The organism is Arthrobacter sp. Y3223151 (assembly GCF_059091125.1).
On sequence record NZ_JBNHGI010000004.1, the window covers coordinates 98155 to 124704 of the forward strand.

The following is a 26550-nucleotide window of genomic DNA, read 5'->3' on the forward strand; positions in this document are numbered from 1 at the left end:
GTGCCGGGCGCACAGCAATGCCACTGGCGATCACCCTGACCATCTACGGTGCCGTCGTTCTGGTCGTCGGCTCGCTGTCCTCCGAACTCACCGGTTACGGCGGACCACTGGAACTCTCCATCGGCGTCGGCATCCTTTTGCTCTCCCTGGTCCTCTACGCCATCCGCCGCCGCGGGCAGGAAAAGCTGCCGTTGCTCCGCGAACCGCGACGCACCGAGTACCCGGCTGAAGATCCCGTATCCACCCCCGAACCAACCAACTAGCCCCCAAGGAGATCACCATGACATCACCCGTTTTCCACGCCGACCACACCGGAAACCCAATATGAGCCGTTCGAGGTCGGCCAGGTCCAGTGGCTGCGCCGCAACGGCGACGGCGGCAACCAGGCCCTCGCGTCCGGCATCTGGCATGTCACGCCCGAAGACGCCCCGGAACCGTTCGACCTGCCGATCGAAGAAGACGAAACCATCTACATCGTCTCCGGCCACCTCCACATCGAAGTCCTCGACGGGGACACCTTCGACCTCAAGGCCGGCAGCATGGCCTCCTTCTCCAAGGGAGCCAAGACCCGATGGACAGTGGTCGAACCCACCGTCGAATTCTTCGTCTACAGCTGACCATTCCCTGAAAGAAGCAACCAATGAGCACTACTACTGACGTCGTCGTCATCGGGGCCGGGTTCGCCGGCCTCACCGCAGCCCGCGAACTCTCGCAACGTGGACATACCGTGAAAATCCTCGAGGCGCGCGACCGGATCGCGGGCCGCACGTGGGTGGAAGAGCGGATGGGCCGCGGCCTTGAACTCGGAGGCACCTGGGTCCACTGGGTCCAGCCCCACGTATGGGCGGAGATGACCCGCTACGGCATCGGCGTGGTCGCCGGCCCGGAGTTCGAGAAAGCCTATTGGTGGGCCGACGGACAGCGGCACGAGGGACCGGCCGAGCGGGTACTGGAGATCATCGACGAACCCAACAAACGCCTCCTGGAGCAAACCCGCGAACTGATCCCTCTGCCGTACCAGCCGCTGAGCAACCCCGCGGTCAAGGGCGTGGACCACGAAAGCCTCTCCGCCCGGATTGACGCGCTGAACCTGGACGAAGAAGCACGCCAACTGCTGCGCACCTTCTGGTCGCTGAACTTCAACGGCAAGATCGAAGACGCCGCCTTCACCCAGGCACTGCGCTGGTGCTCGGCCGCCAGCGGCGACTGGATGCTCATGTTCGAAGCATGCGCCACCTACAAGGTGCAGGGCGGAACGGCCGCCCTGGCCGCCGCGATCCTGGCGGACACGACGGCGGACCTGCACCTCAGCAGCACCGTCAAGTGTGTACAGCAGAACGACGCCGGGGTCACCGTCACCACCGCGGACGGGGCGACCCACGCCGCCAAGGCTGTGATCGTTACGTTGCCGCTGAACGCACTGGATTCGGTTGAGTTCTCGCCCGCGCTCTCGGAAGGCAAGCAGGCCGCTGCCTCACGCGGCCAAGCAGGCCAGGGGGCGAAGGTGTGGATCAAGGTTAGGGGCAAGTGGGACCGGTTTGTCGCTTTTGGCGCAGAAGACTGGCCAATCAACTTCGTCCAGTCCGAATACTTCGACGAGGACAGCACTACTCTGGTCGCCTTCGGACCGGACGGAAACGCAGTCGATGTCGAAGATAGGGACGCCGCGCAGGCTGTGCTGGAGAAACTGGTCCCCGGCATTGAGGTCCTCGAAATCACCGGGCACTCCTGGGTCGGCGACGAGTTCGCCAAATCCACCTGGCCCATGCACTACACGGGATACCTGTCGGAAAGTCTAGAGGAAATGCAGCGCCCCGAAGGGAACGTTTTCCTCGCCGGTTCCGACTACGCCAACGGCTGGGGCGGCTTCATCGACGGCGCCATCGAAAGCGGTCTGTCCACCGCGCGCATCGTCGCCGCCAAGCTCGACTAACACAGGTAACCCACGAGGCTTGAGCCTGCAAAAGAACGGATACATACACGCCATGACGAGCAACGACACCGCAACTGCACACGCCGAAGGACAAGGCTACGTCCCACAGGACGAATGGCCCGCCGTGACGGCGATGCTCGAAGGCTTCGGCGACCCGACCCTCCCGGTGAGCGACAAACTCGAGGGCAGTTCGTTCGACCTCGCCTTCGACAACGGATGGACCATCAGCCACTCCTTCGACCGCGGCGAGGTCACCTGGACGATCACAGGCGGCGCCGACGCCAGCGCCTCCGGCACCCACCCCTATAGGGCGGTCGAAGTGCGCGAGGAGATCTTTACATCGACTTCCTCAAGGGCGAAGGCACCGGCACCCACGACGTCACCATGATCTTCAACCGCGCTGACGGCCGGGTCACGGTCGCGGACTCCTTCTTCGTAAACCGCCACGGGGACGTGCGCATGCACACCGACTTTCTCTCGGGTCGTGTGGCCGGCACCGGCGCGATTGAACCTCGCGCGGAAAGCAACGAGCTAACAGGCAAGCGCATTTTCTACCGCTACAGCCCTACCGAACGGTACGAGCACATCTACCTCAACTCCGGCACGTTCGTCTGGCACTGCGTCCAGGGCGCGGAACGGGGCCTGAGCGACGTCGATCCCATACGGGTATTCGAACTCGCCGATGGGATCGTGCTCCTGTACTGGAGCGAAACCGTCATGCCAGTCGAGTCATTCGTGGTCATCGACCTCGCCAACGAGCGCTCCATCGGGCGCATGTTCTGCTGGGACGGACCGACCCTGGCCCCCATGCACCTGCCCTTCGACAGCAGGTTCACCGTCCTGAACGAAACCCACTACCCCGCCGAATAACCCACAGGCCACGCGCACGCACAGCACCCCTGAATCCGCCTATACCAAAAGGACCAGACATGACCACGCAATTCGAAACCCCAGTCATCAGCTTTGAGGAGCTGCTCTCCGTCATCCAGCCGTCCGAGGGCGGCCGGGAAATCAAGGATCCGGCTACCGGTGAACTAGTGGGCCGCGCGCCAGAACACACGGCTGAGGATCTCGAATCGGCCGTCAGCGCTGCCCGCGAAGCGCAGCCGGCATGGGCGGCCCTCGGCCACGAGGAGCGCAGCGCCTACCTGAACCGCGCCGCCGACGCCGTCGAAGCCTCCTCCGAGGCCCTCGCCGAGCTGCTCTCCCGCGAGCAGGGCAAACCGCTGAACGGGCCGAACGCCCGCTTCGAGGTCGGGGCCTGCGCGGCATGGCTGCGCGCTACGGCATCCTTCGAACTCGAGACTGAAGTGCTGGTCGACGACGACGGCGGCCGGGCCGAACTCCACTACCGCCCCTTCGGCGTGGTCGGCGCGATCGGCCCGTGGAACTGGCCCATGATGATCGGTGTGTGGCAGCTCGCCCCCGCCCTGCGCATGGGCAACACCGTCGTGATGAAGCCCTCGAGCTCCACGCCGCTGTCGGTCCTCGCACTGGTGCACGTCCTGAACACAGCGCTCCCGAACGACGTCTTGCACGTAGTCTCTGGAGACCGGACCGTGGGCAACCTGTTGGTCGAACACCCCGGAATCGCGAAGATCATGTTCACCGGCTCCACGGCCGCGGGCAAGGCGATCATTCGCAACTCCGCAGATACTGTGAAGCGCCTAACCATGGAACTGGGCGGCAACGACGCCGGCATCGTGCTGCCCGACGCCGACCCGCAGGCGATCGCCCAGGACCTGTTCTGGGGCGCGTTCATCAACACCGGCCAGACCTGCGCTGCCCTGAAGCGCCTCTACGTGCACGAGGACATCTACGAAGACGTCGTCAGTGCCCTAACCGAGGTCGCGAAGGCTATGCCCATGGGCGTTGGCCTGGACGAGAACAACGTGCTCGGCCCGCTGCAGAACAAGAACCAGTACGACATCGTCGCGAACCTGGTCCAGGCGGCCAAGGACTCCGGTGCCCGCGTAGTCCTCGGCGGCAACCCCGAACAGGGCCAGCCGGGCTACTTCTACCCGACCACCCTGGTCGCTGACATCGACAACGACAACCCGCTCGTCGCCGAGGAACAGTTCGGCCCGGCCCTGCCGATCGTCAAGTACTCCAGCGTGGACGAAGCCATCGAGATGGCCAACGCCCTCGAGGTTGGGTTGGGGGCCTCTGTCTGGTCCTCCGACAAGGACCAGGCCCGCGAGGTGGCCGCCCGGATCCAGGCAGGCACGGTGTGGATCAACAAGCATGGGGCCGTGGACCCGCGGGTTCCGTTCGGCGGTGCGAAGCAGTCCGGCTATGGCCTGGAATTCGGCGTCGAAGGCCTCAAGCACCTCGGCCAGCCCCACGTGATCAGCTACTAAACTGCACCGCGGGCAATGGGGCCACGCGTCAACGGCCCCATTGCCCGCGCAAAGGGTTAGAGCGCAAACCTGAATTCCACCACGTTCCGTAGCTGAATAACCTCAGGGTACGGCCTCCCTGAGCTAGGCCGTCATGGACCAGCGGACCTGTTTGGATCGCGATGCCGAAGGCCACGAGATTAGCCGGGGGGCGAAGTACCGCCAGCAAAGCTAGGACTCACCGCATCGCCACACGTAGAAACGTCAGGAGACCAGATCCTCATCAGCAGGTGCCTCTGACGAGTCGTCGGCGTCGTCTACCCAGGCGAAGGCTGCAGATACTGCAGCCTCGTCAGTCTTGAGGATGCGCAGTCCCGTGCGTGCGAGCGAGTAGAACTGGTCCACCCAGGCTGTAGCCAACTCGACGTTTCCTCCCATGTTTAGCGACAAACTGGGAATGAGGTGCATCCCGTGGAGAACATTCAAGCAGGGCTCCATCACATGCGTTTCCACTGACCACCATTCAGAGTGCGCTACCCCACTAGAGAGCGAGTACGTCTGCCGATAGAAGTCCAGGAGATCAGTTTCTTTAGCCATGTCGCGGATAGACTTGCCGTCAGCGAAGGTGTCTCGAGTATCGACTGTTCGGTGATCGAGCACGTCATCGTTGTGGCTTAGACGCTGGAGTTCGTCGATGCTTTCGCGAAAGCCAGCGGCTCGCGCTTCGTCAGGCAACTCGTCTGAGATGCGTGCGTAGAGCTTCGCCTTGCCGGCCCCATATTCCTGGAACTGCCTATAGATAGTTGGGTCCTGCTGCGCCATCCAGTGAAGGTAGATCCTGGTCTCTACCAACATGCGACCGATGTGTGCGCCGTGTTCCAGGCACCACAGATCGGGAGCACCCAGCACCGCCACGAGATCACGACCGGCACGGGCCACAAGCCCGGAAACAACTTCCTGTCGTTCGTTCGCGTACAGGTGGGCCGGGGCAGTTTCCAGCGCCTCGACGAAGCTGCTCAGCACGTCCAAAGTGAATCGGCGCAGGTTCTCACCGCCATCGGGCATGGAAGTTGGCTCGGCTTCATCGGGGTGGACGGACGATGCAACCCGCCCATCCTGTCGGCTGTCAGCTGGTTCCGCGGGGCCGCCGTCGGGGCTTTCGGCGTCCCGCTTCCGAATGCATCTGGATGTCATCGAGTTCGCTCCCCAGAACACGCGTGCCCACTTGATCGCTTCATCGAAGTGGTTTGGATCATCGGCCTGCACCACCCCTTTGTGTGCACCCCACATCGCACGCACCGTCGTGTCAGCCGACGCACGGGTGGCGAGGTCACCCGGGTAGTTCTTCAGCAGATCGATCGTGGGGCCGCTTGACCTGAACGTTCCGGCCTGGACGGTGCTCCAAGTACGGAAGCATTTCAGCAGTGCCTCATGATGGCCGTCCCGAAGGACAGAGAGCAGCGCATCCCGGATCAGTTCCAAGTCTCGTTGTTTCGGTGGTGTGACCTCGACGTCACCGACAAGCCACGGGGCCGGCAGATACGGGTACGACGCCAGCGCGCTGCGGACGCCTTCAGAAAGCAGGCCATGTCGGCTGGCCTCGTCGACGACTATTTCGGATGCATCGGAGAACTTGGCGTCCAGGGCAGCCAGATGCGAGAGTCGGCCGTCCAACGCCTCTGCGACCCACGCCACCTCTCCATGTTGGGCGAGCCCTTCCTGTACAGCTTTCTGCCATTTCACGAACTGCCGGAAGCTGTCAGCGCCTTGCTCTGCAAGTACGAGTGCGGGCCAGAGGAGATCCGGGAAGTCGTCCTTGATCCAGTTCCCCAGAATTAACATGCCGGTCGCTGCTAGAGGAGACTTGAACACGCGGCCTTTTTTCACATGGCCAGCCATGGGCCCCGAGTGTTGGTTTGGCTTCCGGATGCTCATGTCAGAAATCTACCTCGTTGATCCGACACAGCCGACTAGCTTCGCAACCGCGTCGATGTGTCGATGGACCGCCCGCGCCGAACTCAACGGGCCTCCCGGCCGGCGCGTGCAGATTGGAGCGCCCGAGCAGTCAATTGCATCGCTGTGACAGCACCTAATAACCTCTGACATAACAACTGCCCAAAGGCCGTACGGGGCGGCCACCCAATGAAAAAACCTGTGGTGCACGCCTATGCGTTCGGCCTGTTATCCAAGCCGAAGCAGTTTCACTTCTGCCATGAATTCTTTGCGGGCAGGGGCCGTGCCACACCATCTCCGACTCTATGACAATGCTGTTCACTACCCGACTAGGAGACCAGAGCTTGAGCAGGTCATGCGGCAGCCCCTTCCGTGCTAACGGATTAGATGTTTCGGGCCCCTTTAGATCCTCGGACTCGAAAACGGCCTCGAGACTCGATTTGCCATGCAGCATCATGGCGTAGTGCGCCATCTGCCCTGTCTTCTCGAACATATGACGGAACACACTGAGGTAGGCATCTTGAGAAATCGAGCTAGGTGAGTAGTGGATATCCTCGAACACGGAGTGCGATCTTTCGTCCATTCAAGCGCTGAGCGCACTACTTGTATTTGTCTACTGTGGCGGCGTGTTCAATCTTGGCCGCCATGATATTGCCCTGATTCCAAGGTGAGCCCGTAGGGGACCTTGGTGCTCAACTCGACGGTGAACCGGCCCGGAGCCAATTTGGTCACCAAGATGCCTCTGGTGGGGTTGTTTCTGGCGACGTATTGAAGCTCCTGTACCGAGGCGTTTAGCTTCTCATCGGCTTCGGAGCTTGTGGCCGCCGCTACCGTGATGTGGGCAGCGGTTATTGTCATGTTTGACCTGCCTTTTCTTATAGATGTTCTTCCGGCTACGGGCCGGTCGGACCGGTTTCTGCTTTGACTGGTAGATGACTATTAGATCCAGCGTGGTGCTGCTGGCGTCCCATTTTTGCTGGAGAACACGCCGTTCCGGGAGCGGCCGCAGGCGAACGCCGTGATGTCCGACAAGGTGCCGGAAATGATGTCTGGGTCTGTAGAGGCTGCGTCGCCGAGTTCAGTGACGGTGGGGGCACCGGCGATTTTCAAGAGCAGATCCTTGTCCTGCCCGCGCGCCCTCCATGCTCCGGTGATGTCTCTGAGCAGGCGTTCGAGGACGTCTGGAGGGATTTGGTCGAAGTTGGCTCCGTTGTCTAGGTCGATCGCGTGTACCCAAACTTCGCGAGTGCGCATCCATACCGTTTCCGAAGCGGGGACCGTGCGGCCTTGGGCGGTTTTGATCTCATGGTTCCAGGCTGCGGACGGGGTGTCGCGCCATTCCACGTTGAGGTGGATAGCGGAGTGTTCGTAGAGATTGCGCAGTGCGGCCGGGGGCAGGGTGGCACCGTAGTCGATTTCGTGGTTGCGTGCCTCTGCGGAGGTGTACATGGGCGTCTCAATGCCGGTATTGGCCCACTCCATGAGGCGGGCGATTGCGCGGGCGTTGTAGCCGACATGCGCGATGACGTGCGCGCGAGTCCAGCCGTGCAGCAGCGAGGGTGCACTGAGTCCGTCATCGGAGAGTTCGTTGAGCTTGCGACCGAAGAACGCTGTACCGCGGCGGGCGGTGAGCAGAGCTGCCTTCAGCTCCAGGTCCTGGGTGAGGTCCTGCCGTGCGACCATAGGTACTCCTTCAGGGAGGCGTGGAAGATCGGTGCGGCGTGGCCCGCGCAGTGACGGGCCACGCCAGGAAATCCGTGTTGCTGCTAGACGATGGCGGGAACGACTGCCGTTGCCCTGTTGCGCAGGGCGCCGAGGCCGTCGATGGAGGTCTCCACTGTCTGGTCGTTGGTGAGGTAGCGCTGGGGGTTGCGGGCGTGGCCCACACCGCCGGGGGTGCCGGTGATGATGACGTCGCCGGGGTTGAGGCTGATCATGGTGGAGATGTAGGAGATCAGGAATTCGGGGCCGTGGACCAGGTCGCCTGTGGAGGCTTCCTGCATGATTTCGCCGTCGACGGTGGTGCGTATGGTTCCGCCGGGGGTCCATTCGTCGGTGGTGACCAGGGCAGGCCCGAGCGGTGTGGAGTTCTCCCAGTTCTTGCCCTGCAGCCATTCCTTGGTCCGGAACTGCCAGGTACGCATGGACACATCATTACAGATCGTGTAGCCGGCGATGTGTTCAGCGGCATCGGCTTCGCTAATGCGGCGGCCGGATTTTCCAACCACGACGGCGAGTTCGGCTTCCCAGTCGATGGCTGTGTCCTCGGTCGGCAGTTCGATGTCGTCGTTGGCGCCGATGAGGGTTTCGGCGTATTTGGAGAAGAGGGTGGGGTATTCGGGCAGTTCGCGGCCCATTTCGAGGATGTGGGTGCGGTAGTTCAGGCCCACGCAGACGATCTTGCCCGGCCTGGTGACCACGGAGGCCAGGTCCGCGCCGGCGGCCGGGTGCTGTCGGCCGGTTGCTGTAGAGGCAAGGTTGCGCCAGTCAGGGTTGGTGAGGAGTTCTCCGACGTCGGCGAACCCGGGAATCTCTGTGTATGTTTTGTCGTCCAGGCGGGCGGCGCGGGTGGATCCGCTGATGCGGAGGGTGGCGAGCTTCACTTGGTGGTTCCTTCGATGTAGGTGCGGTTGAAGTTCAGGCGCTCGATGATGGGGTGGTCGCCGAACTGAAAGAGGTCGAATTCGGTTTCGGCTTGCAGCGACCAGGCAGCCCAGGACGGGACGACCACCAGGTCGCCCTTTTCGAGACAGGTGGTTTCGCCGTTGATCACAATGGCGCCGCGTCCTTCGAAGACCTGGTAAACGCTTGAGCCGACTTCGCGGGTGGTCTGGGTCTGTGCGCCTGCCCGGAGCCGGTGGAACTGGGCGCGGATGGTCGGCATGACATCGCCGCCAGTCGTCGGATTCACGAATCGTACGGCCGCGTGGCCTTGGGAGACGGTGGCCGGGTGGCCTTCGTCCTCAAGCTTGAGCTGTTCGGCTAAGGCCCGGTCGGTGTGCTCCCACCTGTACGCGCCGATCGGGGAAGAGACAGTGTTGTCCAGGCTGGAAAGCGGGCGAAGGCCGGGGTTGGCCCAGAGCCGTTCGGAGCGGGAGATGTTCGGCGTGGATTCGTCCGTGACCCGCTCGGTGCCGAATTCAAAGAACGCCGTGTCAGTGTAGTGCACGAACGGGATGTCCAGGCCGTCGATCCAGGCCATCGGCCGATCAGTCTCGTTGTGGTGGCCGTGGAAGTTCCAGCCCGGGGTCAGCAGGAAATCGCCGCGGGACATACGTACCGGATCGCCGTTGACAACGGTCCAGACGCCCTCGCCCTCGACGACGAACCGGAAGGCGTTCTGCGAGTGGCGGTGCTCGGGAGCCGTCTCGTGGCCGCCGAGGTACTGGATGGCAGCCCACAAGGTCGGGGTCGCATACGGGCGCCCGCCCAAGCCGGGGTTCGCCAGGGCGATGGCGCGGCGTTCTCCGCCCCGGCCCACCGGGACCAGGTCCCCTGCACGCTGTGCCATGGGTAGCAGGTTGTTCCATCGCCATACGTGCGGAACGGCTTGGGGCTTCGGATGCATCGGCATCAGGTCACCGATTTCCGTCCACAATGGGATCAGGTTCTCCGAGTCGAAGTCCTTATACAGCTGGTCCAACTGCTCCTGCTCCTCGGCAGTAGGTGCCGGAGCGAGCATCTGATTCTCGGTCATTCGAAAGTCCTTTGCGTACTGAAGTCGATATAGCTGGTGAAACTAGCGGTTTGAAGAGCCAAGCCAACCGGTCAGCGGCTTTTGACCTCTAGTTCCATGAGGTCCCTGCCTACATGCAGTTTTCCGTTGTACCCATGCCGGGCTTCCCTCCAGCGGCGGTCGGGAGTGGTCGCGGGGACCAGATGCGAAAGCACGAGGTTCTTGGCGCCGGCCCGTTCGGCCACGTCACGACCGACTTGCTCGATCGTGGTGTGCGAAGCAAGGAGGTGCTCTTTCACTGCCTGGCCCCATTCAGGAGGCAGTGAGGCAGCCAGTTGGTCTGCGAAATCGGGATCGATCACTTCATGCACCAGGTAATCGGCGTCCTTGGCCAGATCAATCAAATTCTCGCTGACACAGGTGTCCCCAGATACAACTACTGACCCGTCGGGGGTGTCGAACCGGTATGCAAAGGACGGTGCGGTGGGACGATGATCCACCAGCGTGGCAGTGACGGTAACTTCTCCGTCTTTCCAGACGTGGATCGGTGTCTGAAGCCGCGGGGGTATGCCTGCTGGGTCGATTTCCCAGAGTGAGCCAAGGTCTATGTCGTGGACTTCGAAGCTGGTGTCCGGCGAGGCAACGTTGCTGTCCCGGGCTCTGTCGTTGAAGTCGGCGGAGAACGCCTGGCGAAGGTAGCCGGTCATGTCCGTGATGCCGGGCGTCGGGTTGTCCGGGTTGAATGGTTCCGGCTCGGGACGGTTGGGCGGGAATACGCGGGTCATTGATCCGCGGTTGCCGGGTCCGAACACCTGCACGGGAGCGTTGGTTCCGTTGATCATGTTCATGCTTCCGGTGGAGTACATCGCTGGCCACTCCGCCACGTGGTCGCTGTGCATATGGGTAAAGAACACGCCGCGGATGTTGCTGAATGCGTTCCCGCCAAAGCCTTCTCCTGCCAGACCGGCCGAAAGGAGCCGGACCTGTGAGCCATGTCCCAGGTCGACGAGGTACACCTTGTCCTCGTAAACCACTGCTGTGGATATTCCAAGGCGCTCGTCCGTGAGAATGTTGGGGCCGCCTGCGGTGCCGAGCAGCACGAGCCGTGTTCGGGCCTTCTTCTTCCCCGGTCCCGCATGGGCAGGAGCTGGGGTGGCCACCAGGGTGGCGCCGATGGTGCCAAGCGTTGCCAGTCCGGCGCCTTGAAGCAATTGACGACGGGAAGCAACAGGAAGGCCTTCTAGGGCCGACGAGATGATGCTGCACATAGCAAATTCGCCTCTCTGGAGGTTCGCGTGGGGTTGCAGAAAAAGTGTCCGGCTCCAGCCGGAGCCGGACACTTGTGATCGCTCGTGCTGGCAGACCTGGAAGGGCAGAGTGTTTAGGCTAGACGCCTGCCACTTGCGGCGTGCCGATTCCGCCTGCGACGCTTTCGGCGCCGGGCAGATCCTGGGTGAGGACTGCGCGGTTGAACAGTCCCTGGTCGGCGACGATCGTCTGCCCGGTCATGAGGGTGTTGTGGCGGGAGGCGAGGAACGCGTAAAGCCAGCCGTATTCTTCCGGCGTGGGCAGGTGTTTGAGCGGCATGAGTTCCTGGAACTGGGCCAGGAAGTTTTCCTTGGGGATGTCGGACTGCTTCATGTGGTCCATCCCCAGCGCGCGGGGTCCTTGCAGCTGGCTGTTCGCGATGCCGGAGGGGGCGATCCCGTTAACCCGCACGCGGGGCGCGAACTCGAAGGCCAATTGGTTCACGACGCTGCGTACGGCGCCCTTGCTCGCGGAGTAGAAGAGGCCGCCGCCGTCCGCAGCGTAGGCCGCGGTGGAAGCAGTCAGAACGATCGCGCCGTCATTTTGGTCAAGCATGTCAACAAAGATCTTGGCCGAGAGGACGTAGCCCAGGACGTTGACGTGGAAAAGTTCGTCGAACAGCGAGGGAATCTTCTCGAGCGGTGTCTTCGCCAAGGGAAGGTTGCCGTCGAAGACACCCTGGGATCCGATGAGGGCGTTGAGCTTGCCGTAGCGGTCCTCGATGGCTGCCCGCATCGTCTGCAGGTCTTCGATGCTGCGGACGTCGCCCTGGCGGATCAGGATGCGGTCGCCGAATTCGGCTTCAAGGTCGGCGACCTTGGCGGCTGAGACTTCAAGGATGGCGACGTCGGCGCCTTCGGCGAGGCATTGGCGCGCTACGCCGAGGCCCAGGCCTGAGCCTCCGCCGGTAATCAGAACGACATGGTTGTCTAGCAGTTGCACGTGTGCTCCCTGTATTGGTCGAAAAATGTTGGTGGTCAGGTTTCGGAAGTCTGCAGGTCACCTGCTGCGGCCAAAGCATCGTCCCAGCTGGCTTGGCGCCGCAGTAGTTTGAGGTACTTGCGAAGAGAGCGGTCGCGCCCGCAGGAGAGTACGGCATGGAACTCTCCAGCGCTTCCGTATAAGACGAGGTACTCGCCCGATTGGACCGAGCCTTCGGCCACTTGAGAGACGTCCTCCGGATGGCGCCGCCCGTAGCACTGGATTTTCCGGTCGAACTGGTCCGTCCAGTAGTACGGCACTGCGGTATAGGGATCCTCCCGCCCGGCAAGGATGTTGGCGGCGACGTGCCGCGCTTGCTGTGCGGCATTGGTCCAGTGTCCGACGTGGGTGCGGGGACCGAGCACCGGATGGTCGTACAGGGCGACGTCGCCGGCCGCCCACACGCCAGGCACATTTGTGCGCCCGGCCGCATCGCAGACGACGCCGCCGAAAGTTTCGTCGGGTTCGACACCGGATCCGACGAGCCATTCGGTGTTGGGCTGGATACCGGTGCCGGCCACGACATACGGCGTGTGGTGCACAGTGCCGTCGGAAAAGGTCAAGGTGTAGTCCCCCGGGGCGCCTTCGACCGCGACGACGAGGGCGCCCATCCGCAGGTCGGTGCCCTGGATCAGGTGCAGGTCCCTCAGGTCGGCTGCCACCTCCGGTCCCACGCTCTGATTAAGCGGCAGTGCCGTGGCACCGAAGACGGTGACTTCGATTCCTCGGGTGCGCAGAGAGGCTGCAATCTCAAGACCGATGAAACTGGAGCCGATCAAAGTGATGGCTCCGTAGTTTGCAGCCGCACGACGCAACGCGAGCACATCTTCGACGGTACGCAATGAGGGCAGTGGCTCTCCGGTTGCCGTGGTGATAGTGCGGGGACGGCTGCCCGTGGCGATCACGACCGCGTCCCAAGGCAGCGGATTTCCGTCGGTGGTGATGACGTAGTGCCGGTCGATGTCCAGCCCGGCCGCTCCTTGTCCCAGCATCAGATCGATGCCGAGTTCGGCGAAATGTCCCGGATCGCGCAAGGGGACGGCGTCGGGCTCCTCATGGGATGTCAGCAACTGCTTGGACAGCGGCGGCCGGTCATACGGCAGGTGCCGCTCGTCGGAGAGCAGGGTAATGGATCCGTCGAAACCGCCGTGCCGTAATCCGTCCGCGACGGTTACCCCGGCCACTGACGCACCGGCAATGACGATGTTGCGGGGCAGGCCGGTCATGATCCGTCCTCGGACCCGGACAGGCTCAGGGCCTGTGCCGGGCAGGCGAAGACCGCCTCTTCGACATCCTCGCGGTCTTCTTCACCGATGACCTGGCGATGCAGTACGGCCGCGGGGCTGCCTTTGGGGAGCTCGAAAACCTCCGGTGCCAGGCCGACGCAGATTCCGTAGGCACGGCATCTGGCCGTATCCAGATGCACCCGCATCGTCCCGTCTTGCTTTACGTCGGTGGATACTCCTGTCACAGGATCACCGCCAGGTTCGGGGTTTCCAGCGAGGTTTCGGTGTTGAGGACCCGTCGTGTCAGCAACCTCGGCCCCTCTGGGGTGAGGCGGATGGTGTCTTCGCGCCGGGCAGGGACCAGATCGAAGTAGGGGTCGATGCCGCGCTGCCTGTACAACAACAGGGCGCTGGCCACGGCGACGACGTCGGGTCGGTCTGTCGGGGAAATTTCGATGCTGCCGACTAGCCGCATGGTCCGGGACGGCGGGACCTCCGAGTAGGCGATGCCGGTGTTCAGGCGCGCGATGCGGGTGCGCAGATGCTCTTTGGTGTCGCGCATGCGGTACCCGGGCTGCGCGTATTCCTGGCTGCGCGGCTCCGATGCCTGCCGGATCGGCACTTCGTAGAGCAGATCCTCGTCAAGCAGGTCCAGCCATTCGCCTTCGCGGCCCTCATCGAGCAGGCGTGACTCGGTGGCAAGGAACTGGGTGATCGCCGCGCGCAATTCCGCGTCCGTCTGGAGGGGAAGGTTGTTGGTGACAGTCATGGGGCTACTTCTCCTCGGTGGTCGTGGTCGCCGGTGCGGGGGACGGGGTTTCGCCGCGCATGACCTGAAGCCAATGGCGGTAGAACGCCAACTGGCTATGCTCGCCGTAGCCGGTCGGACGCTGGATGCCGGGGCCATTCCAGTCCGGGTTCGGTGACTGGTCGACCTCACTGTTGTTGCCCTGTTGGAAGTTGAACTTCATGCCGGCTTTTCGTGCCCATGGGCTGGCGGCGGCACGCGGGATTCCTTCCCACGCGACTGTGTCGTCCTGTTCAAAGATGCCCGCAGAACCGAACACGAACTGGCCAGTGGTGTAGGTTTCCCGGACTTCTTCCGGGGACTGAAAATCCCAGACGAATTGCCAGCTCCACAGCTCGATTTCCCCGGGTCCGATCGGCTGCCACTGCCGGAAGCTCGTAACCACCGAGACAGGCCCGCCCGGAACGGCCGGTGTCGCGAACCGGATCATGGACAGGTTCGGAAAGATGGTGCCGACCGTCGGAGGCTCGTGGTTGACCATGTTCAGCTGAGCCTCGTCGAGACCGGACAGATCGAACTGCGACTTGATCTCGTCCGGGTATCCCCACAAGGTGAAACCGGGGTGGATGGCTTTGGTCCACGCGTGCCCGACGAAGTTGTGGCCATTGCCAAAGTGGTAGGCCCGCGCGATTTCGCAGGAGAACTCCAGGCCTTGGGAGACCTGAATCTCTTGGGTGCCCCAGTGCAGCACATCGAGGTGGTAGACGTCCCCGGAGAAGTTTTCCGCTGCGGTCTTCCAGTCGGCTTTGACCTTGTAACGGTCCGGTGGGCCAGCGACCCGCATTCCCTGGGGATGGAGCCCGACGATGGCGTCCAACATCCAGCCGGCTCCACCCAGATATTCGTCCAGCGGCGGAACGTCCTCGGACAGGGACGCGAAGATGAAGCCCTGGCGCGTGTCGACACGGGGTGCCCGCATCAGGCTCCAGTCATCGGGGTCCAGCCTCTCTCCATAAGCATCCTGCATATGGGGAGTTCCGACGAGCTGTCCCTGGCTGTTGTACGTCCAGCCGTGGTAGGGGCACTTGAAGAACCGGGAGTTGCCGCTGTCTGTCTGGCAAACCTGAGTGCCGCGGTGCCGGCAGAAATTCGACAGGACGTTGATGCCGCCTTTACCGTCGCGGGTGACGATCACCGGGTCCACGCCAATGCGCCGCTGCACGAAGTCACCGGCGTTGGGAATCTCGGTCTCGTGTGCGACGAAAACCCAGTTATTGGTGAAGATGCGGTCGATCTCCGCTTGGAAAACGGTTTCGTCATTGAATATCTCGACTGGTACCAAGTCCTGGGCGAGCCCTTCCTCGACCCGGTCCAAGATCGCGTCCAGTGTGCTGGACGGGGTCTGCGGAGGAAAAGTATCTGTCTGCGTCATGTCCGGTTGTCTCCTTCGACATGTGGCGGCCCGAGGGCCGAATGAAATTCCCCTGTAATTGAGTTGCGCTGGACGCCACTGCATCCCGAAAAGCCGTGTTGGGCGTCACACCTGTTGCCGTTCGATCAGCTTAGGGAACCAGCAGCTACCACCGGAAGTGAATGTTGGCGATGGCTAGCATCACTCAAATCGATAGTCGCGGGGGGCCAAGAGTCCTAGTGCCTCATCATTCAGCTGGACAGTGGCGCGCCCTCCAGACGGCGGAAAGGGCGGTTGAGTTGCTCCTCGATAGACGCCGCCTGCCGGGGTAGGTGGGTACGAAGACCCGCCGCGAATTGCGGGAGGTGGTCGGCGGTAACAGCCATCTCGGCCATAAGAATGCGGTGGGAGACCTCTTGGACCAACTGCGTCCGTGGGGCGCGGAGGGCGGTGACGGCGCCGAGGGACTCCTCGACCGGGCGTTCAACTGCGAGTTCATCGGCCAGAACGACTGCGTCCTCCAGTGCCATGGCGGCTCCCTGGGTGAGGTTCGGAGCGGAGGCATGCGCGCCGTCGCCGAGCACGATGACCCGGCCGCGGTGCCACGGCGGCGGCAGATGGACTTCGCTCAGGGGGCTGTATACGATTCCGTCGTCCGGAAGCATTTCGCGCAGTTGGGCTACGAGGCCGCCGTAGCCGGCGAGGCGTTGATTGAGGAGTGTATTGAAGTCTGCGGGCGCGTAGCGAGCGTTCTCGGGCTCCGCGCAGACATGCAGCAGGTACATTTGCGTCGACGACAGAGGGATGAGGCCGGTGTTTGAACGATCGCCGTGGAAGAGCATCGTGTGGTCCACGGCTGCGGGCCGCGGCAGCATCGCGCGCCACACGGCATAGCCGGTATAGGCAGGCTCGTATCCGTCACCGAACAGGCGCCGGCGCATCGGGGAGCGTATTCCGTCAAAGGCGGCTACGGCGTCGTATTCTGCGCGTGTTCCTTCCGTGAAGCGCACGGCAATGCGGGCTCCGTCGTCGTAGAAGTCTTCCACCGTGGTTCCATAACGGATCGCGGCTCCGTGACCGAGAGCCGCATTGGTCAATATGTCGTGGAGGGCCGAGCGTCTAAGCGCGTTATTCGGCGGTACCCGCTCACTGCCGAGCCCGCAAACGGTCTCGACGATCGGTGTACCCTGCCAGTCGTAGTGGGTGTTTCGGTCGAACGCGAATCCGGCCTCCAGGCATCGCTCAAGGACGCCCAGAGCGTCGAGTGCACGCAGCGAGTTGCCGGGCTGGTTGATGCCCACACCCACGACGGCGTTGTCCGGCTTGAGCTCAACCACGTCCACCTCGGAGCCGTTACGTGCGAGAGCAGCGGCAGCCGCCAGGCCTCCAATCCCTGCGCCCACCACGAGGTACTTTTTTACAGGCAATCCGACCACCGCTTTCTTTTGCTGTTCCGGTTTCCGTACGGTAGTTGGCACACTAGGCGCGGCTGACTGGCTTCGGAACGGGATATTGTCGATGAGAGGCATCGCGGCGGTCAATACCTGAAGTTTTACCGTCCCCGGCACGGCGGGACGCGGCTTCCCGGCAGCCTTGACTGGCGCGTTTCCCTTCCTGAAAGGCAGCAGAGTATGGCGAAAAACCTGGCCAATATGGATCTGAACCTGTTGGTGGCTTTGGATGCATTGCTGGCAGAGCGTAACGTCACGCGCGCGGCCGAACGCCTGCTGGTGGGCCAGTCGGCCATGAGTTCGACGCTGGCGAGACTGCGGCGTCTCTTTGATGACCCTTTGCTGGTCCGGGAGGGCAGGGGGTTGGCGGCGACGCCGTTGGCAGAATCACTCATCGACCCGGTGCGCCAAGCTTTGGGCATCATTGAGGGGGTCTTGACCGTGCGCAGCAGCTTCGACCCCTCTGTTGACCACCGTACTTTCACGATCAGTGCCAGTGATTACGTCACGCTGGTTTTGCTGCGGCCGTTGATTGAAAAGCTGGCGAAGGAAGCACCGCACGTGCGGGTGACCATTATCCCGGTCTCCGCGGGAGACTACACCGAGGATCTGAGGCGGGAACAAGCGGACCTGCTGATTGTTCCCCGCGAACTGCTTCCAGGACAGACCGGCTACGCGCAGGCCCCCTTGTTCTCGGACGGGTACGTCGTCGCAGTGGATGCGGACAACCCCGACGTTGGCAACGAGATCGACATGGATCAGTTCAGCACCCTCCCGTACCTCGCCTATCAGTCCGCAGGGCGGGCCTCCTTGGCCGATCTGCAGCTGGACCAGCTGCAGATCCGGCGAAATGTGGAAGTTACCGCGCAATCGTTCCTGATCGCGCCGTTGCTGCTGCGGGGGACGCGGCTGATCCTGCTGGCCCATTACCAGCTCGGACGGCTCCTCGCCCAACAGCACCGGCTGCGACTGTTGGAACCGCCCATGCAGCTCCGACGCCTGGAACAGGTGATGGTGTGGACCCCGCGGCACAACACCGATGCCGGGCATGAATGGCTCCGCGGGCGCCTGATGGAAGTTGCACGCGAGCTCACCACTTCAGAGCCAAGGACAAACTAGCGGCCCGGGCATTGACCGAGTCAATGCCACGCATGCAGCATCGACCACTTCCGGGTCGCTGCCGCTCCTCATACCGTGCAAAGGAGAAGCGCTCCGCACACAGACCTCCACCTGTGCGGGGCCCAGACCTACGCAGAGAGGCATCTTGCCGTGTTTGAGATCTTTCCCGAGAAGTACGTATGGAACCTGTCGGCCAACATTGCACTGAGCAGCGGCGGGGAAATCGAGGAAATCCTCGAGGCCTGCCGGCCCCTCGTCGACGCCCAGAACCGCGGTGAGGAGCCCGGAACGGAAGCCTTCTTCGAGTCATGGCAAACCGTCGCTGACCGGCAGGTCGAGCTGGCCCAAGAGAACATTGACGCCGGCCGTGAACTCAGCGCCGCCACCCGCCTGCGGCGGGCCGCGATCTACTACCAGATTTCCGAGCGCATGCAGAGCCGTTGGTTCACGCCCCGGGAAGGTGCTTATAAGAAGATGCTCGCGGCCTTCGCCGATTCCGTACGCCTCGGCCGGGAGAACTGTGAATTGGTGGAGGTACCCTACGGCGACTCGACGCTTCCGGCGTTGTTCGTTCGTGCGGACAACGTTGACGGGTCGGCGCCGGTGATGGTTCACTGCAACGGCCTGGACAGCAGCAAGGAGATGATCTACTGGTCTGGCATCGGTCAGGAGTTGGCCCGCCGCGGAGTCTCCACGCTCATGGTGGACCAACCGGGCACCGGCGGCGCCTTACGGCTGCAAGGGCTCACCGCCATCCATGATAGTGAGCGCTGGGCTTCGGCCTGCGTGGATTTCCTGGAGCAACGCCAGGACGTGGACTCGAAGCGGATTGGGATGATGGGCTGGTCCCTCGGAGGGTACTTTGCTCCCCGGGCGGCAGCCTTCGAAAAGCGGTTCAGCCTCTGCGTGGCCTGGGGCGCCAACTATAACTGGGGCGAGTTGCAAAAGCGGCGGCTCAAGCGTGAGGGAGACCGGCCCGTGCCCCACTACTGGGACCACGTGCTCTGGGTCTGGGGACAGGACAATGTCGAGGAGTTCATGGAATTCGCTCCCCGTGTCACCTTGGAAGGGGTGGTGGAGCACATTACCGTCCCGTTCCTTGTCACCCATGGCCAGAACGACCGGCAGATCCCGCTGGAATACGCGCAGGCGCAGTACGACCAGGCGGTGAACAGCCCCAAGCGTGAACTCAAGATTTTCACGCCCCGTGAGGGCGGCGTGGAGCATGTGAGCGCGGACAACCAGCCGGTCGCCACGAACTTCATCGCCGATTGGGTTTCAGAAAACATCTAGACCTTCTTTGCGGCGCTGCCGGCGCCCCGACGACGAGCCCCGTGCCAGCGTCCTCTTCACCGACGGAGGAGCCGGTGCGGGGCTCTTTGCGCTGCCCTTCGAGGGTGTCCCCGGTGGCACCCGTCCCTCAAATTGTTAGCGATGCACGCATTGATCGCATCAATGACAGTCATGCGTTTTCGGTCCCTTCCGGGGCGATGGTGACCTGCACGACAGTTGAACCAACGCTCGAATCGGAGCGCACCAGCCGCCCGGCGTGCCGGCGGAAGAAACCACTCATCAGGAGAACACTCGTGGAAAAGCTCCTCTCCCACATTGCCCATCTTGAAATCGCCAGCCCGGATGTCGAAGCTTCGGCCGAGTTCTATGAGAAGCACTTCGGTCTGCGAATTGTCGACCGCATCGACGGCGCCGTCTACCTGCGCTGCTGGGGCGATTACTACCGCTACAGCCTTGTGGTCCGCGAAGGCCGGGCCCCCGCACTGACCCGCATGGCTTGGCGGACCGAAAGCGCAGATGCACTGGAGGTCGCGGCGGCACGCGTGCAGGAATCCGGCATTGAAGGCACCTGGGTCGAAGGCGGCAACGGCCACGGCCGGGCCTTCGAATTTATCGGTCCCTTCGGACACCCCGTCCGGCTGCTCTGGGAGCTGGACCGCTTCGAGTCCGGGCCGGAGTCCGCTTCGATCTATCCGGACCGCCCCGAGAAGCGCTCCAGCCATGCCGCCGCCCCCCGCTTCCTGGACCACGTCACGATTGCCAGCACCGACGTCGATGGCTTCGCCGAATGGCACCGCGATGTTCTCGGATTCCGACTGATGGCGCGCACCCAGCTCGACGACACCAACGTCAGTGTCTTCTCCGTGCTGACCACCAACGAAAAGTCCCACGACCTCGGCGTCGTCCTGGACCACTCGACGACGCCCGGTCGCGTGAACCACATCGCCTTCTGGGTCGACACCCACGAGGAACTGCTCATCACCGCCGACGTGCTGATGGAAAACGGCACCCCGATGGAGCACGGCCCCGGCGTGCACGGTATCGGCGAGCAGCAGTACCTGTACTTCCGGGAACCGAGCGGCCTGCGCGTCGAGCTGAACTCCGGCGGCTACCGGAACTACGTGCCGGACTGGGAGGCCAACACCTGGACCCCCAGCCGGGGAGGCAGCAACTTCTACCGCAACGCACCGATCCCCGACTCGATCTTCCAGTCCTTCCCGGCCGCTGACGGGCTGACCGCCACCGAAGAAGGGATCCACCCGGATATGTACGAGGCACTCGTCAACTCCTAACCGCCCTGCGGGCTGCGCAGGCCGGCCAATGCCGCCGGCGCAGCCCGCACACCACGTCCGCATCACAAGCGGTTCCACAATCCCCTGGAGAAGCCATGGCAAAAATCAGCCCTTATCGGGAGTTCAGGACGGGCTGGCCGACACTGTTGTCGGTGACCGTCGGATCCGCCGTCGGCGTCACCGCCCTCCTGTTCTACAGCCTCGGATCCTTCACGTCGTCCCTTGGCGCGGAGTTCGGGTGGAGCCGTGCACAGGTCTCGTCGTCCTTCCTCTACACCACCATCGCCCTAACCGTGATGGCCGCTCCACTCGGCTGGCTGCTCGACCGGTTCGGGCCCCGCCGCATCGCACTCGTTTCCGTGCCGGGACTCACGCTTTCGTTGCTGTTGCTAAGCCAGTTCCAGGGCGACCTGATGTCCTTCCACCTGCTCTTTGGTGCAGCTGGACTGCTCGGGGCGGGAACGACCTCGGTGGTATACACGAAAGCCCTGAACTCGAAGTTCTTCGCCAAGCGCGGAATGGCCCTGGGCATCAGTCTCGCCGGCCTCGGCGTAGCCGCCCTGGCCCTCCCCGCGCTCGTCACCGCCGTCGTGCAGCCCTTCGGATGGCGGGCCGGGTTCCTGGCCCTCGCCGCCCTCTCGCTGCTGGTCATCCCGTTCGTGTTCTTCGGTTTCCGGACCGATCCGGCGGCACCACTTGCACCCCTTCAGGCCGTCGGCTTAACGCGCCGGGAGGCACTCAGTTCACGCACCTTCTGGATGCTGCTCGCCGGCTTCCTGCTGGTGGGCGGCTCGGTCCCCGCCATCATCCCGCACATGGTCCCGCTCCTCACCGACGCCGGCCTCACGCCCCAATCCGCCGCAGGCATCGCCGGACTCATCGGTCTGGGCGTCATCATCGGCCGGCTGTGCATCGGCGCCCTCGTTGATCGGTTCCACGCCCCTTTCGTCGCCGCACCGCTGTTCCTGCTCACCGCACTGGGATGCCTGCTGCTGCTCTGGGGAGGACCACTCATGGCCCCCGTGGCCGCGTTCATGGTGGGGCTTTCGTTCGGAGCCGAGGCCGATCTCATCGCTTTCTTCTGCGGCAACTACTTCGGCCTCCGCAGCTACGGCTTCATCTACGGCCTGATCTACGCCGCGTTCTCCGTGGCAATCTCGATCGGCCCGATTTGGGCCGGAGCCTTCTTTGACCGGACCGGCAGCTATGACGGCGCGCTCATCACCGTCGCGGCATTGCTCGCCGCGGGCTCCGCCGTCGTACTCGCCCTCCCCCGCGATCAACGCTACGCCCGGACCCAAGACACGCAGAACCTTCCCGAGCCTTTGCCCGCCACCACCGGCGCCTGAACTGCCGACGCTGCCCCGACGCCCAAACAACCTTGACACCCACCACTATTCAAAGGAGTGACGGACCTTGACCCTCACCACCGACCTTCCCGGCGCTTTGCCGGCCGAGACGACCCACGGTTGGGCCATCGGCACCGATGTAGGCGGGACCTTCACCGACCTGTGGCTCCGCTCCCCCGCCGGCGAGTCTTATGTCTGCAAGTCCCCGACTACCGCTGACGTCGTCACAGGCGTCGTCAACGCCATCCACCTGGCCGCCGACCTCGCCGGACTCACCACGCGGGAACTTTGCGAGCAGGTCCATCGCTTCGGGCACGGCACCACTGTCGGGCTGAACGCGCTGCTCACCGGCCGCTCGGCCAAGACCGGACTAATCACCACCCGTGGCTTCGGTGACGTCTTGGAAATCGGACGGTTGCGGCGAGGCACCGCCAGCCTGAAGGGCCTGGACCTGGGGGATTACTTCCTGCGCGGGCAGATCCCCCCGCTTGTCCCCCGTGAACTCGTCGTCGAGGTCACTGAACGGGTGGACGCCGACGGCGGCGTGCTCACCCCACTCGACATCGAGTCAGTCCGCACGGCGGCGAAAACACTGAAGGCCGAGGGGGTCGAAGCGGTGGCCATCTGCCTCCTGTGGGCTACCGAATACCCCGGTCACGAGCAGGCTGTCGCCGAGATCATCGCCGAGGTCCTCCCCGACGCGTTCGTCAGCATGTCCCACGTCATCGCGCCCTCCGTGGGCGAGTACGCCCGCGCATCCACCACCACTGCCAACGCCGCGCTGGGGCCTATCGCCGGGCACTACCTGCTCAACTTGGAACGCGAGCTGCGCGCCCTGGGCATGAACGCGCCGATCATGATGACCACCAATGCCGGCGGCGTCGTCCCGGCGGGAACGATCACCTCGTCCCCGGTCAACGGCCTGCTGTCGGGTCCGGCCTCCTGCGTCGTCGCCGGGCAGTCCCTGGGCAAAGAACAGGACCGCCCGAACATCCTGACCATGGACGTCGGCGGCACCTCGTTCGACGTCGGCGTCGTCGTCGACGGCGTGCCACTGCTCCGCGAAGACGTCACCTTCGGCGGAGCGGACATGCGCGTTCCATCCGTCGACATCGCCAGTGTAGGAGCCGGCGGCGGTTCCATCGCCGCCGTCGACGGCGGGATCCTCAGCGTCGGCCCGCGCAGTGCCGGCGCCGTCCCGGGCCCCATCTGCTACGGCAAGGGCGGCACGGAGCCAACCACTACGGACGCTGACCTGGTGCTCGGGGTCCTGGACCCGGATGCCTTTGGCTCCGGCGGCATCACCTTGGACCGCGAGGCCGCAGCCCGGGCCATCGAGGAGCAGGTCGGCCGCCCGCTGGGGTTGAATGCCATGGAGGCCGCCCGTGCGATCCGCGTGGTCTTCGACACCACGATGTCTGATCTGCTGCGGTCGGTCACCATTGAGCGTGGCCACGACCCCCGCGAATTCACGCTGGTAGCCGGCGGCGGCTCGGGCCCCTCCCACGCTTGGGCGCTGTGCCGCGAACTGGGCTTGGAAGGATTCCTGGTTCCGGCAACCGCCACCGCCCAATCCGCGTACGGGGCAGGAACCAGCGACCTGAAGACCACCTCGTCGCGCACCAGCTACATCCGGCTCGCCAGCGGCGCCACCCCCACCACCGAGCACGCCGAAACGCTCTCCCAAGCCATGGCAGCCACCACCCGGGCCGTCCTGGATGCCATCCCCGATCCTGACCACGCTGCGGTCACCCATACTGTCGCGGTCCGCTACCACGGCCAGGCCCATCACCTGGATGTAGTCCTGCAACAGTCCCCGGACGCGCAGGACCTCGCCGACATGCTGTCCCGATTCGAGGCCGACTACGAATTGCTCTTTGGTGCCGGCTCTGGATTCCGGGAGGCCGGGTTCGAGATCCTCTCGGTTCGCTCCGTGGCATCCCGTGCCGCCGAAGTCCTGGCCGCCGCTTCGAACGGTGAAGCCTTCGAGGACCTCGGAATTCGTCCCGTCGTTTTCGACGACCCGGATACCCCCGAGAACACCCGTGTCTACGGGTGTCGCTGGCCGGCCGGCGGCCAAAAACTCGCCGGACCGTGCCTGATCCATCTGCCCGGTTGCGTCGTTGTAGTGCCGCCGGGTGGTTCCGCCGAAACCGACGACGCCGGCGTCATCCATGTGAAAGTAGGAAACCAGTGAGCCTCCTTGAGACCTCCACCATCCCCGTAACCGCAGCAGCGGCCCCCGGAACCGACCCCGTCACCGCACAGGTTGTCCGCAGCCGGCTCGTCGCGATCACCGACCAGATGCGCGTCGCGCTGCAGTCTGTCAGCGGCAGCCCGACCGTCACCGAGGCCAGTGACTTCTTTACCGGCCTCTACCTGCCGGACGGGTCCTTCGCCACCATGGGCCACCAGGTCACGTTCGAAGCACCGCCCGTAGGAGCACTAATCCGTCACCTGCGCCAAAGCAACATGAAACTGCGCGAGGGCGACCGAATCATCGGCAACGACCCGTTCATCGGAGCACTGCACCAGAACGACGTGCAGATGTGCGCCCCCTTGGTGGTCGACGGCGAAATCGTCGCCTGGGCCGGCGTGATGGCCCATGAAACGGACATGGGCGGCATGGACTTCGCGTCGTGGTCGCCGAAAGCCAAGGAGATCTGGCAGGAGGGACTGCGCATCCCGGCGGTGAAACTGGTCGACGGCGGTGTCCTGCGCGACGACGTCCTCGACATGATCCTCGCCGCCACCCGCCTGCCGGCCCAGGTTGGCCTGGACATCCGCGCGTTCATCGCCACACTGAACGTCGCCTCGGAACGTCTCACCGAACTCTGCCGCCGCTACGGAACCCCTGTGGTGCAGGCGGTGATGGTCGCCATGGTGGCCGACTCCGAGCAGCGCATGCGCAAACGCCTGCGTGAAATCCCGGACGGCGTGGTGCATACACGCGACTTCCTGGAACACGACGGCCACACCGACAAGCTCTACACCGTCGACCTTCTGGCCACGAAGAAGGGTGACTCCCTCATCCTGGACTTCTCCGGATCCTCCCCGCAGGCCCAGGGATTCGTGAACTGCTCACGGGCAGGCCTCATGGGCGGCGTAGCCGGCGCGCTCATCCCTACCCTGGGCTTCGGCCTGCCGTGGAACGACGGGCTCCTGCGCCCCGTCGAGGTGACGGCGCCCGACCGGCTGATCTGCACCGCCATGTCGCCGGCCCCGGTGGGCAGCGCCACCGTCGAGACCATCTGGGTGGTCAGCAACGTCGTCTCGGCTGCCCTTAACAGGCTGCTCACGGCAGCCCCTCAGCACGCGCACCGCGCCCAGGGAATCAGCAGCGGAACCATGGCCACCTTCAACCTAAGCGGCATCAATCAGTACGGGGAGAAGTTCGGCCTGCACCTGATGGACCCACTCGCGGGCGGGTTCGGTGCGTTCAGCGCACATGACGGGCAGGACGCGGCCGGTCCCATCAACGCACCCTGCCCGTCCATCGCGGACGTGGAGGTCAACGAACAGAAAACTCCGCTGGTCTACCAATACCGACGCCTGGCCCAGGACACCGGCGGCGCGGGCCGCCGCCGGGGCGGCGTTGCCGCGGAAGTCGCCCTGACCGTGTCCATCCCGGAAGCCGAGGCACTCGTGATGACTCACGGCGTCGAGGTACCCAACTCCGCCGGTCTCTCCGGCGGCCTGCCGGGCGGAACCATCAGCCAAGCATTCGCGCCCGGATTCCTGGATCGTGCGGATCCATCCGCCGAGCTGAACGCTTCGGTGCAGGTCCCGGAAGCCTTTCAGGACCTGGGTTCGAAACCCGGAGCGTTCCCCATGCGTGACACGGATGTCTTCGCCGTGACTTGGCAGGGCGGCGGCGGGATCGGCGACCCGCTGGACCGTGATCCTGTCGATGTGCTCGCAGACGTGCGCCGCGGCGTGGTCAGCGTGGCCGCTGCCCGGGAGACCTACGGCGCCGTTCTCATCGGCGCAGAGACGGGCCGCCCCTCGGGCTGGGACGCCGACGCCACGCTCCGACTGCGGCGCGACCTTCGGGCGCAGCGCCTGGGCGTTGATCCGGAGACGCTTCCGCTGGCTGCCGACGCCGTGGGTCCCGACGTGGTTCCCCAGGGGATCGCCGCCGGGGAGCGCTGGCTCGCGCTCGGCGACCGGCTGCGTGCCGTGGTCTCCGCAGCCGGACAGTGGCGCGTGCAGACGCTCTCCGGCGCCGTACTCTCCACCGGGTCCACCCGATGGCGCGACGGGGCGGTGCGCGTCGATCTGCCCCTCCCGCATCGTGTCGGCCGAACCTTGCACCGGGACCTGAAGGCGACCGGCTGGCTCTGCCCGTCGAGCGGTGCCCTGCTGGCCGTGGACATCCATCTGGTCTCCGAAGAGCCCTTCCACGACCTCGAACTCAACCTCGCCTCCGGCATCACCGCCGATCTGGCAATCACCGCAGAGGAGAACTGAC

General features: G+C 64.0%; 24 protein-coding genes. 11 read left to right on the top strand and 13 right to left on the bottom strand.

The window, feature by feature from the left end; genetic code table 11:
* Nucleotides 1-17 precede the first annotated feature (17 nt).
* Nucleotides 18-263, top strand: coding sequence for a hypothetical protein (locus AC5RUP_RS07885; protein WP_494153143.1), 246 nt, complete (start codon nucleotides 18-20; stop codon nucleotides 261-263).
* Nucleotides 264-275: 12 nt separating this feature from the next.
* Here AC5RUP_RS07885 and AC5RUP_RS07890 read toward each other — a convergent pair whose 3' ends face one another.
* Complete coding sequence (locus AC5RUP_RS07890) at nucleotides 276-641, bottom strand: hypothetical protein (protein ID WP_494153144.1); 366 nt, start codon at nucleotides 639-641, stop codon at nucleotides 276-278.
* Between AC5RUP_RS07890 and AC5RUP_RS07895 the strand changes: the two genes are divergently transcribed.
* Genes AC5RUP_RS07895 through AC5RUP_RS07910 form a run of 4 tightly spaced genes read left to right on the top strand, consistent with a single transcriptional unit; the run spans nucleotide 641 to nucleotide 4293 of the window.
* Nucleotides 641-1933, top strand: a complete 1293-nt coding sequence (locus tag AC5RUP_RS07895; RefSeq protein ID WP_494153145.1) for a flavin monoamine oxidase family protein — start codon at nucleotides 641-643, stop codon at nucleotides 1931-1933. The genes AC5RUP_RS07890 and AC5RUP_RS07895 overlap by 1 nt on opposite strands.
* A 52-nt stretch (nucleotides 1934-1985) precedes the next feature.
* Nucleotides 1986-2321: a MoaF N-terminal domain-containing protein gene (locus tag AC5RUP_RS07900; RefSeq protein WP_494153146.1), complete on the top strand. Its 336-nt coding sequence runs from the start codon at nucleotides 1986-1988 to the stop codon at nucleotides 2319-2321.
* Nucleotides 2318-2803, top strand: coding sequence for a MoaF C-terminal domain-containing protein (locus tag AC5RUP_RS07905; protein WP_494153147.1), 486 nt, complete (start codon nucleotides 2318-2320; stop codon nucleotides 2801-2803). Before AC5RUP_RS07900 ends, AC5RUP_RS07905 begins: the two co-directional genes overlap by 4 nt.
* A 59-nt stretch (nucleotides 2804-2862) precedes the next feature.
* On the top strand, nucleotides 2863-4293 hold the full coding sequence (locus tag AC5RUP_RS07910; RefSeq protein WP_494153148.1) for an aldehyde dehydrogenase family protein: 1431 nt from the start codon (nucleotides 2863-2865) through the stop codon (nucleotides 4291-4293).
* A 243-nt stretch (nucleotides 4294-4536) separates the two neighbouring features.
* Here AC5RUP_RS07910 and AC5RUP_RS07915 read toward each other — a convergent pair whose 3' ends face one another.
* The 12 genes from AC5RUP_RS07915 to AC5RUP_RS07970 form a co-directional block, all read right to left on the bottom strand.
* Entirely contained in the window at nucleotides 4537-6171 is a 1635-nt protein-coding gene (locus tag AC5RUP_RS07915) for a DUF5677 domain-containing protein (RefSeq protein WP_494158431.1), read from the bottom strand.
* 684 nt (nucleotides 6172-6855) lie between these two features.
* Complete coding sequence (locus AC5RUP_RS07920) at nucleotides 6856-7083, bottom strand: hypothetical protein (RefSeq protein ID WP_494049621.1); 228 nt, start codon at nucleotides 7081-7083, stop codon at nucleotides 6856-6858.
* A gap of 81 nt (nucleotides 7084-7164) precedes the next feature.
* Nucleotides 7165-7908, bottom strand: coding sequence for a maleylpyruvate isomerase family mycothiol-dependent enzyme (locus tag AC5RUP_RS07925; protein ID WP_494153150.1), 744 nt, complete (start codon nucleotides 7906-7908; stop codon nucleotides 7165-7167).
* A gap of 83 nt (nucleotides 7909-7991) precedes the next feature.
* Nucleotides 7992-8828, bottom strand: a complete 837-nt coding sequence (locus tag AC5RUP_RS07930; protein WP_494153151.1) for a fumarylacetoacetate hydrolase family protein — start codon at nucleotides 8826-8828, stop codon at nucleotides 7992-7994.
* On the bottom strand, nucleotides 8825-9922 hold the full coding sequence (locus tag AC5RUP_RS07935; protein ID WP_494153152.1) for a cupin domain-containing protein: 1098 nt from the start codon (nucleotides 9920-9922) through the stop codon (nucleotides 8825-8827). Before AC5RUP_RS07935 ends, AC5RUP_RS07930 begins: the two co-directional genes overlap by 4 nt.
* 71 nt (nucleotides 9923-9993) lie before the next feature.
* Nucleotides 9994-11169: an MBL fold metallo-hydrolase gene (locus AC5RUP_RS07940; protein WP_494023349.1), complete on the bottom strand. Its 1176-nt coding sequence runs from the start codon at nucleotides 11167-11169 to the stop codon at nucleotides 9994-9996.
* A 118-nt stretch (nucleotides 11170-11287) separates the two neighbouring features.
* Complete coding sequence (locus tag AC5RUP_RS07945; RefSeq protein ID WP_494023348.1) at nucleotides 11288-12151, bottom strand: SDR family oxidoreductase; 864 nt, start codon at nucleotides 12149-12151, stop codon at nucleotides 11288-11290.
* A 35-nt stretch (nucleotides 12152-12186) separates the two neighbouring features.
* On the bottom strand, nucleotides 12187-13416 hold the full coding sequence (locus tag AC5RUP_RS07950) for an NAD(P)/FAD-dependent oxidoreductase (protein ID WP_494153153.1): 1230 nt from the start codon (nucleotides 13414-13416) through the stop codon (nucleotides 12187-12189).
* On the bottom strand, nucleotides 13413-13661 hold the full coding sequence (locus AC5RUP_RS07955; RefSeq protein WP_494023346.1) for a ferredoxin: 249 nt from the start codon (nucleotides 13659-13661) through the stop codon (nucleotides 13413-13415). The genes AC5RUP_RS07950 and AC5RUP_RS07955 overlap by 4 nt, the downstream gene beginning before the upstream one ends.
* On the bottom strand, nucleotides 13658-14185 hold the full coding sequence (locus tag AC5RUP_RS07960) for an aromatic-ring-hydroxylating dioxygenase subunit beta (protein ID WP_494023345.1): 528 nt from the start codon (nucleotides 14183-14185) through the stop codon (nucleotides 13658-13660). Before AC5RUP_RS07960 ends, AC5RUP_RS07955 begins: the two co-directional genes overlap by 4 nt.
* Before the next feature lie 4 nt (nucleotides 14186-14189).
* Nucleotides 14190-15596, bottom strand: a complete 1407-nt coding sequence (locus AC5RUP_RS07965; RefSeq protein ID WP_494153155.1) for an aromatic ring-hydroxylating oxygenase subunit alpha — start codon at nucleotides 15594-15596, stop codon at nucleotides 14190-14192.
* Nucleotides 15597-15826: 230 nt separating this feature from the next.
* The gene (locus tag AC5RUP_RS07970; RefSeq protein ID WP_494158432.1) at nucleotides 15827-17116 is read right to left on the bottom strand and encodes an FAD-dependent monooxygenase; all 1290 of its coding nucleotides are present in this window, start codon (nucleotides 17114-17116) and stop codon (nucleotides 15827-15829) included.
* Between the two features lie 90 nt (nucleotides 17117-17206).
* Here AC5RUP_RS07970 and AC5RUP_RS07975 point away from each other — a divergent pair, with 90 nt between their 5' ends.
* From AC5RUP_RS07975 to AC5RUP_RS08000, 6 genes are all read left to right on the top strand, one after another.
* Complete coding sequence (locus AC5RUP_RS07975; protein WP_494023342.1) at nucleotides 17207-18145, top strand: LysR family transcriptional regulator; 939 nt, start codon at nucleotides 17207-17209, stop codon at nucleotides 18143-18145.
* Between the two features lie 150 nt (nucleotides 18146-18295).
* The gene (locus AC5RUP_RS07980; protein WP_494023341.1) at nucleotides 18296-19438 is read left to right on the top strand and encodes an alpha/beta hydrolase family protein; all 1143 of its coding nucleotides are present in this window, start codon (nucleotides 18296-18298) and stop codon (nucleotides 19436-19438) included.
* 293 nt (nucleotides 19439-19731) lie between these two features.
* Entirely contained in the window at nucleotides 19732-20730 is a 999-nt protein-coding gene (locus tag AC5RUP_RS07985) for a VOC family protein (protein WP_494023340.1), read from the top strand.
* A gap of 95 nt (nucleotides 20731-20825) precedes the next feature.
* Nucleotides 20826-22079: an MFS transporter gene (locus tag AC5RUP_RS07990; RefSeq protein WP_494023339.1), complete on the top strand. Its 1254-nt coding sequence runs from the start codon at nucleotides 20826-20828 to the stop codon at nucleotides 22077-22079.
* Nucleotides 22080-22146: 67 nt separating this feature from the next.
* Entirely contained in the window at nucleotides 22147-24276 is a 2130-nt protein-coding gene (locus AC5RUP_RS07995; protein WP_494153156.1) for a hydantoinase/oxoprolinase family protein, read from the top strand.
* Nucleotides 24273-26549 (top strand): hydantoinase B/oxoprolinase family protein, encoded by a 2277-nt coding sequence (locus tag AC5RUP_RS08000; RefSeq protein ID WP_494153157.1) that lies wholly within the window; start codon nucleotides 24273-24275, stop codon nucleotides 26547-26549. The genes AC5RUP_RS07995 and AC5RUP_RS08000 overlap by 4 nt, the downstream gene beginning before the upstream one ends.
* Nucleotide 26550 lies beyond the last annotated feature (1 nt).

What these genes read in the sequence shown, in the direction of transcription:
- AC5RUP_RS07965 (WP_494153155.1), bottom strand. Translation starts at nt 15,596, where the DNA reads ATGACGCAGACAGATACTTTTCCTCCGCAGACCCCGTCCAGCACACTG.
- AC5RUP_RS07935 (WP_494153152.1), bottom strand. Translation starts at nt 9,922, where the DNA reads ATGACCGAGAATCAGATGCTCGCTCCGGCACCTACTGCCGAGGAGCAG.
- AC5RUP_RS07940 (WP_494023349.1), bottom strand. Translation starts at nt 11,169, where the DNA reads ATGTGCAGCATCATCTCGTCGGCCCTAGAAGGCCTTCCTGTTGCTTCC.
- AC5RUP_RS07900 (WP_494153146.1), top strand. Translation starts at nt 1,986, where the DNA reads ATGACGAGCAACGACACCGCAACTGCACACGCCGAAGGACAAGGCTAC.
- AC5RUP_RS07925 (WP_494153150.1), bottom strand. Translation starts at nt 7,908, where the DNA reads ATGGTCGCACGGCAGGACCTCACCCAGGACCTGGAGCTGAAGGCAGCT.
- AC5RUP_RS07885 (WP_494153143.1), top strand. Translation starts at nt 18, where the DNA reads ATGCCACTGGCGATCACCCTGACCATCTACGGTGCCGTCGTTCTGGTC.
- AC5RUP_RS07915 (WP_494158431.1), bottom strand. Translation starts at nt 6,171, where the DNA reads ATGGCTGGCCATGTGAAAAAAGGCCGCGTGTTCAAGTCTCCTCTAGCA.
- AC5RUP_RS07895 (WP_494153145.1), top strand. Translation starts at nt 641, where the DNA reads ATGAGCACTACTACTGACGTCGTCGTCATCGGGGCCGGGTTCGCCGGC.
- AC5RUP_RS07920 (WP_494049621.1), bottom strand. Translation starts at nt 7,083, where the DNA reads ATGACAATAACCGCTGCCCACATCACGGTAGCGGCGGCCACAAGCTCC.
- AC5RUP_RS07975 (WP_494023342.1), top strand. Translation starts at nt 17,207, where the DNA reads ATGGCGAAAAACCTGGCCAATATGGATCTGAACCTGTTGGTGGCTTTG.
- AC5RUP_RS07905 (WP_494153147.1), top strand. Translation starts at nt 2,318, where the DNA reads ATGATCTTCAACCGCGCTGACGGCCGGGTCACGGTCGCGGACTCCTTC.
- AC5RUP_RS07960 (WP_494023345.1), bottom strand. Translation starts at nt 14,185, where the DNA reads ATGACTGTCACCAACAACCTTCCCCTCCAGACGGACGCGGAATTGCGC.
- AC5RUP_RS07910 (WP_494153148.1), top strand. Translation starts at nt 2,863, where the DNA reads ATGACCACGCAATTCGAAACCCCAGTCATCAGCTTTGAGGAGCTGCTC.
- AC5RUP_RS07950 (WP_494153153.1), bottom strand. Translation starts at nt 13,416, where the DNA reads ATGACCGGCCTGCCCCGCAACATCGTCATTGCCGGTGCGTCAGTGGCC.
- AC5RUP_RS07990 (WP_494023339.1), top strand. Translation starts at nt 20,826, where the DNA reads ATGGCAAAAATCAGCCCTTATCGGGAGTTCAGGACGGGCTGGCCGACA.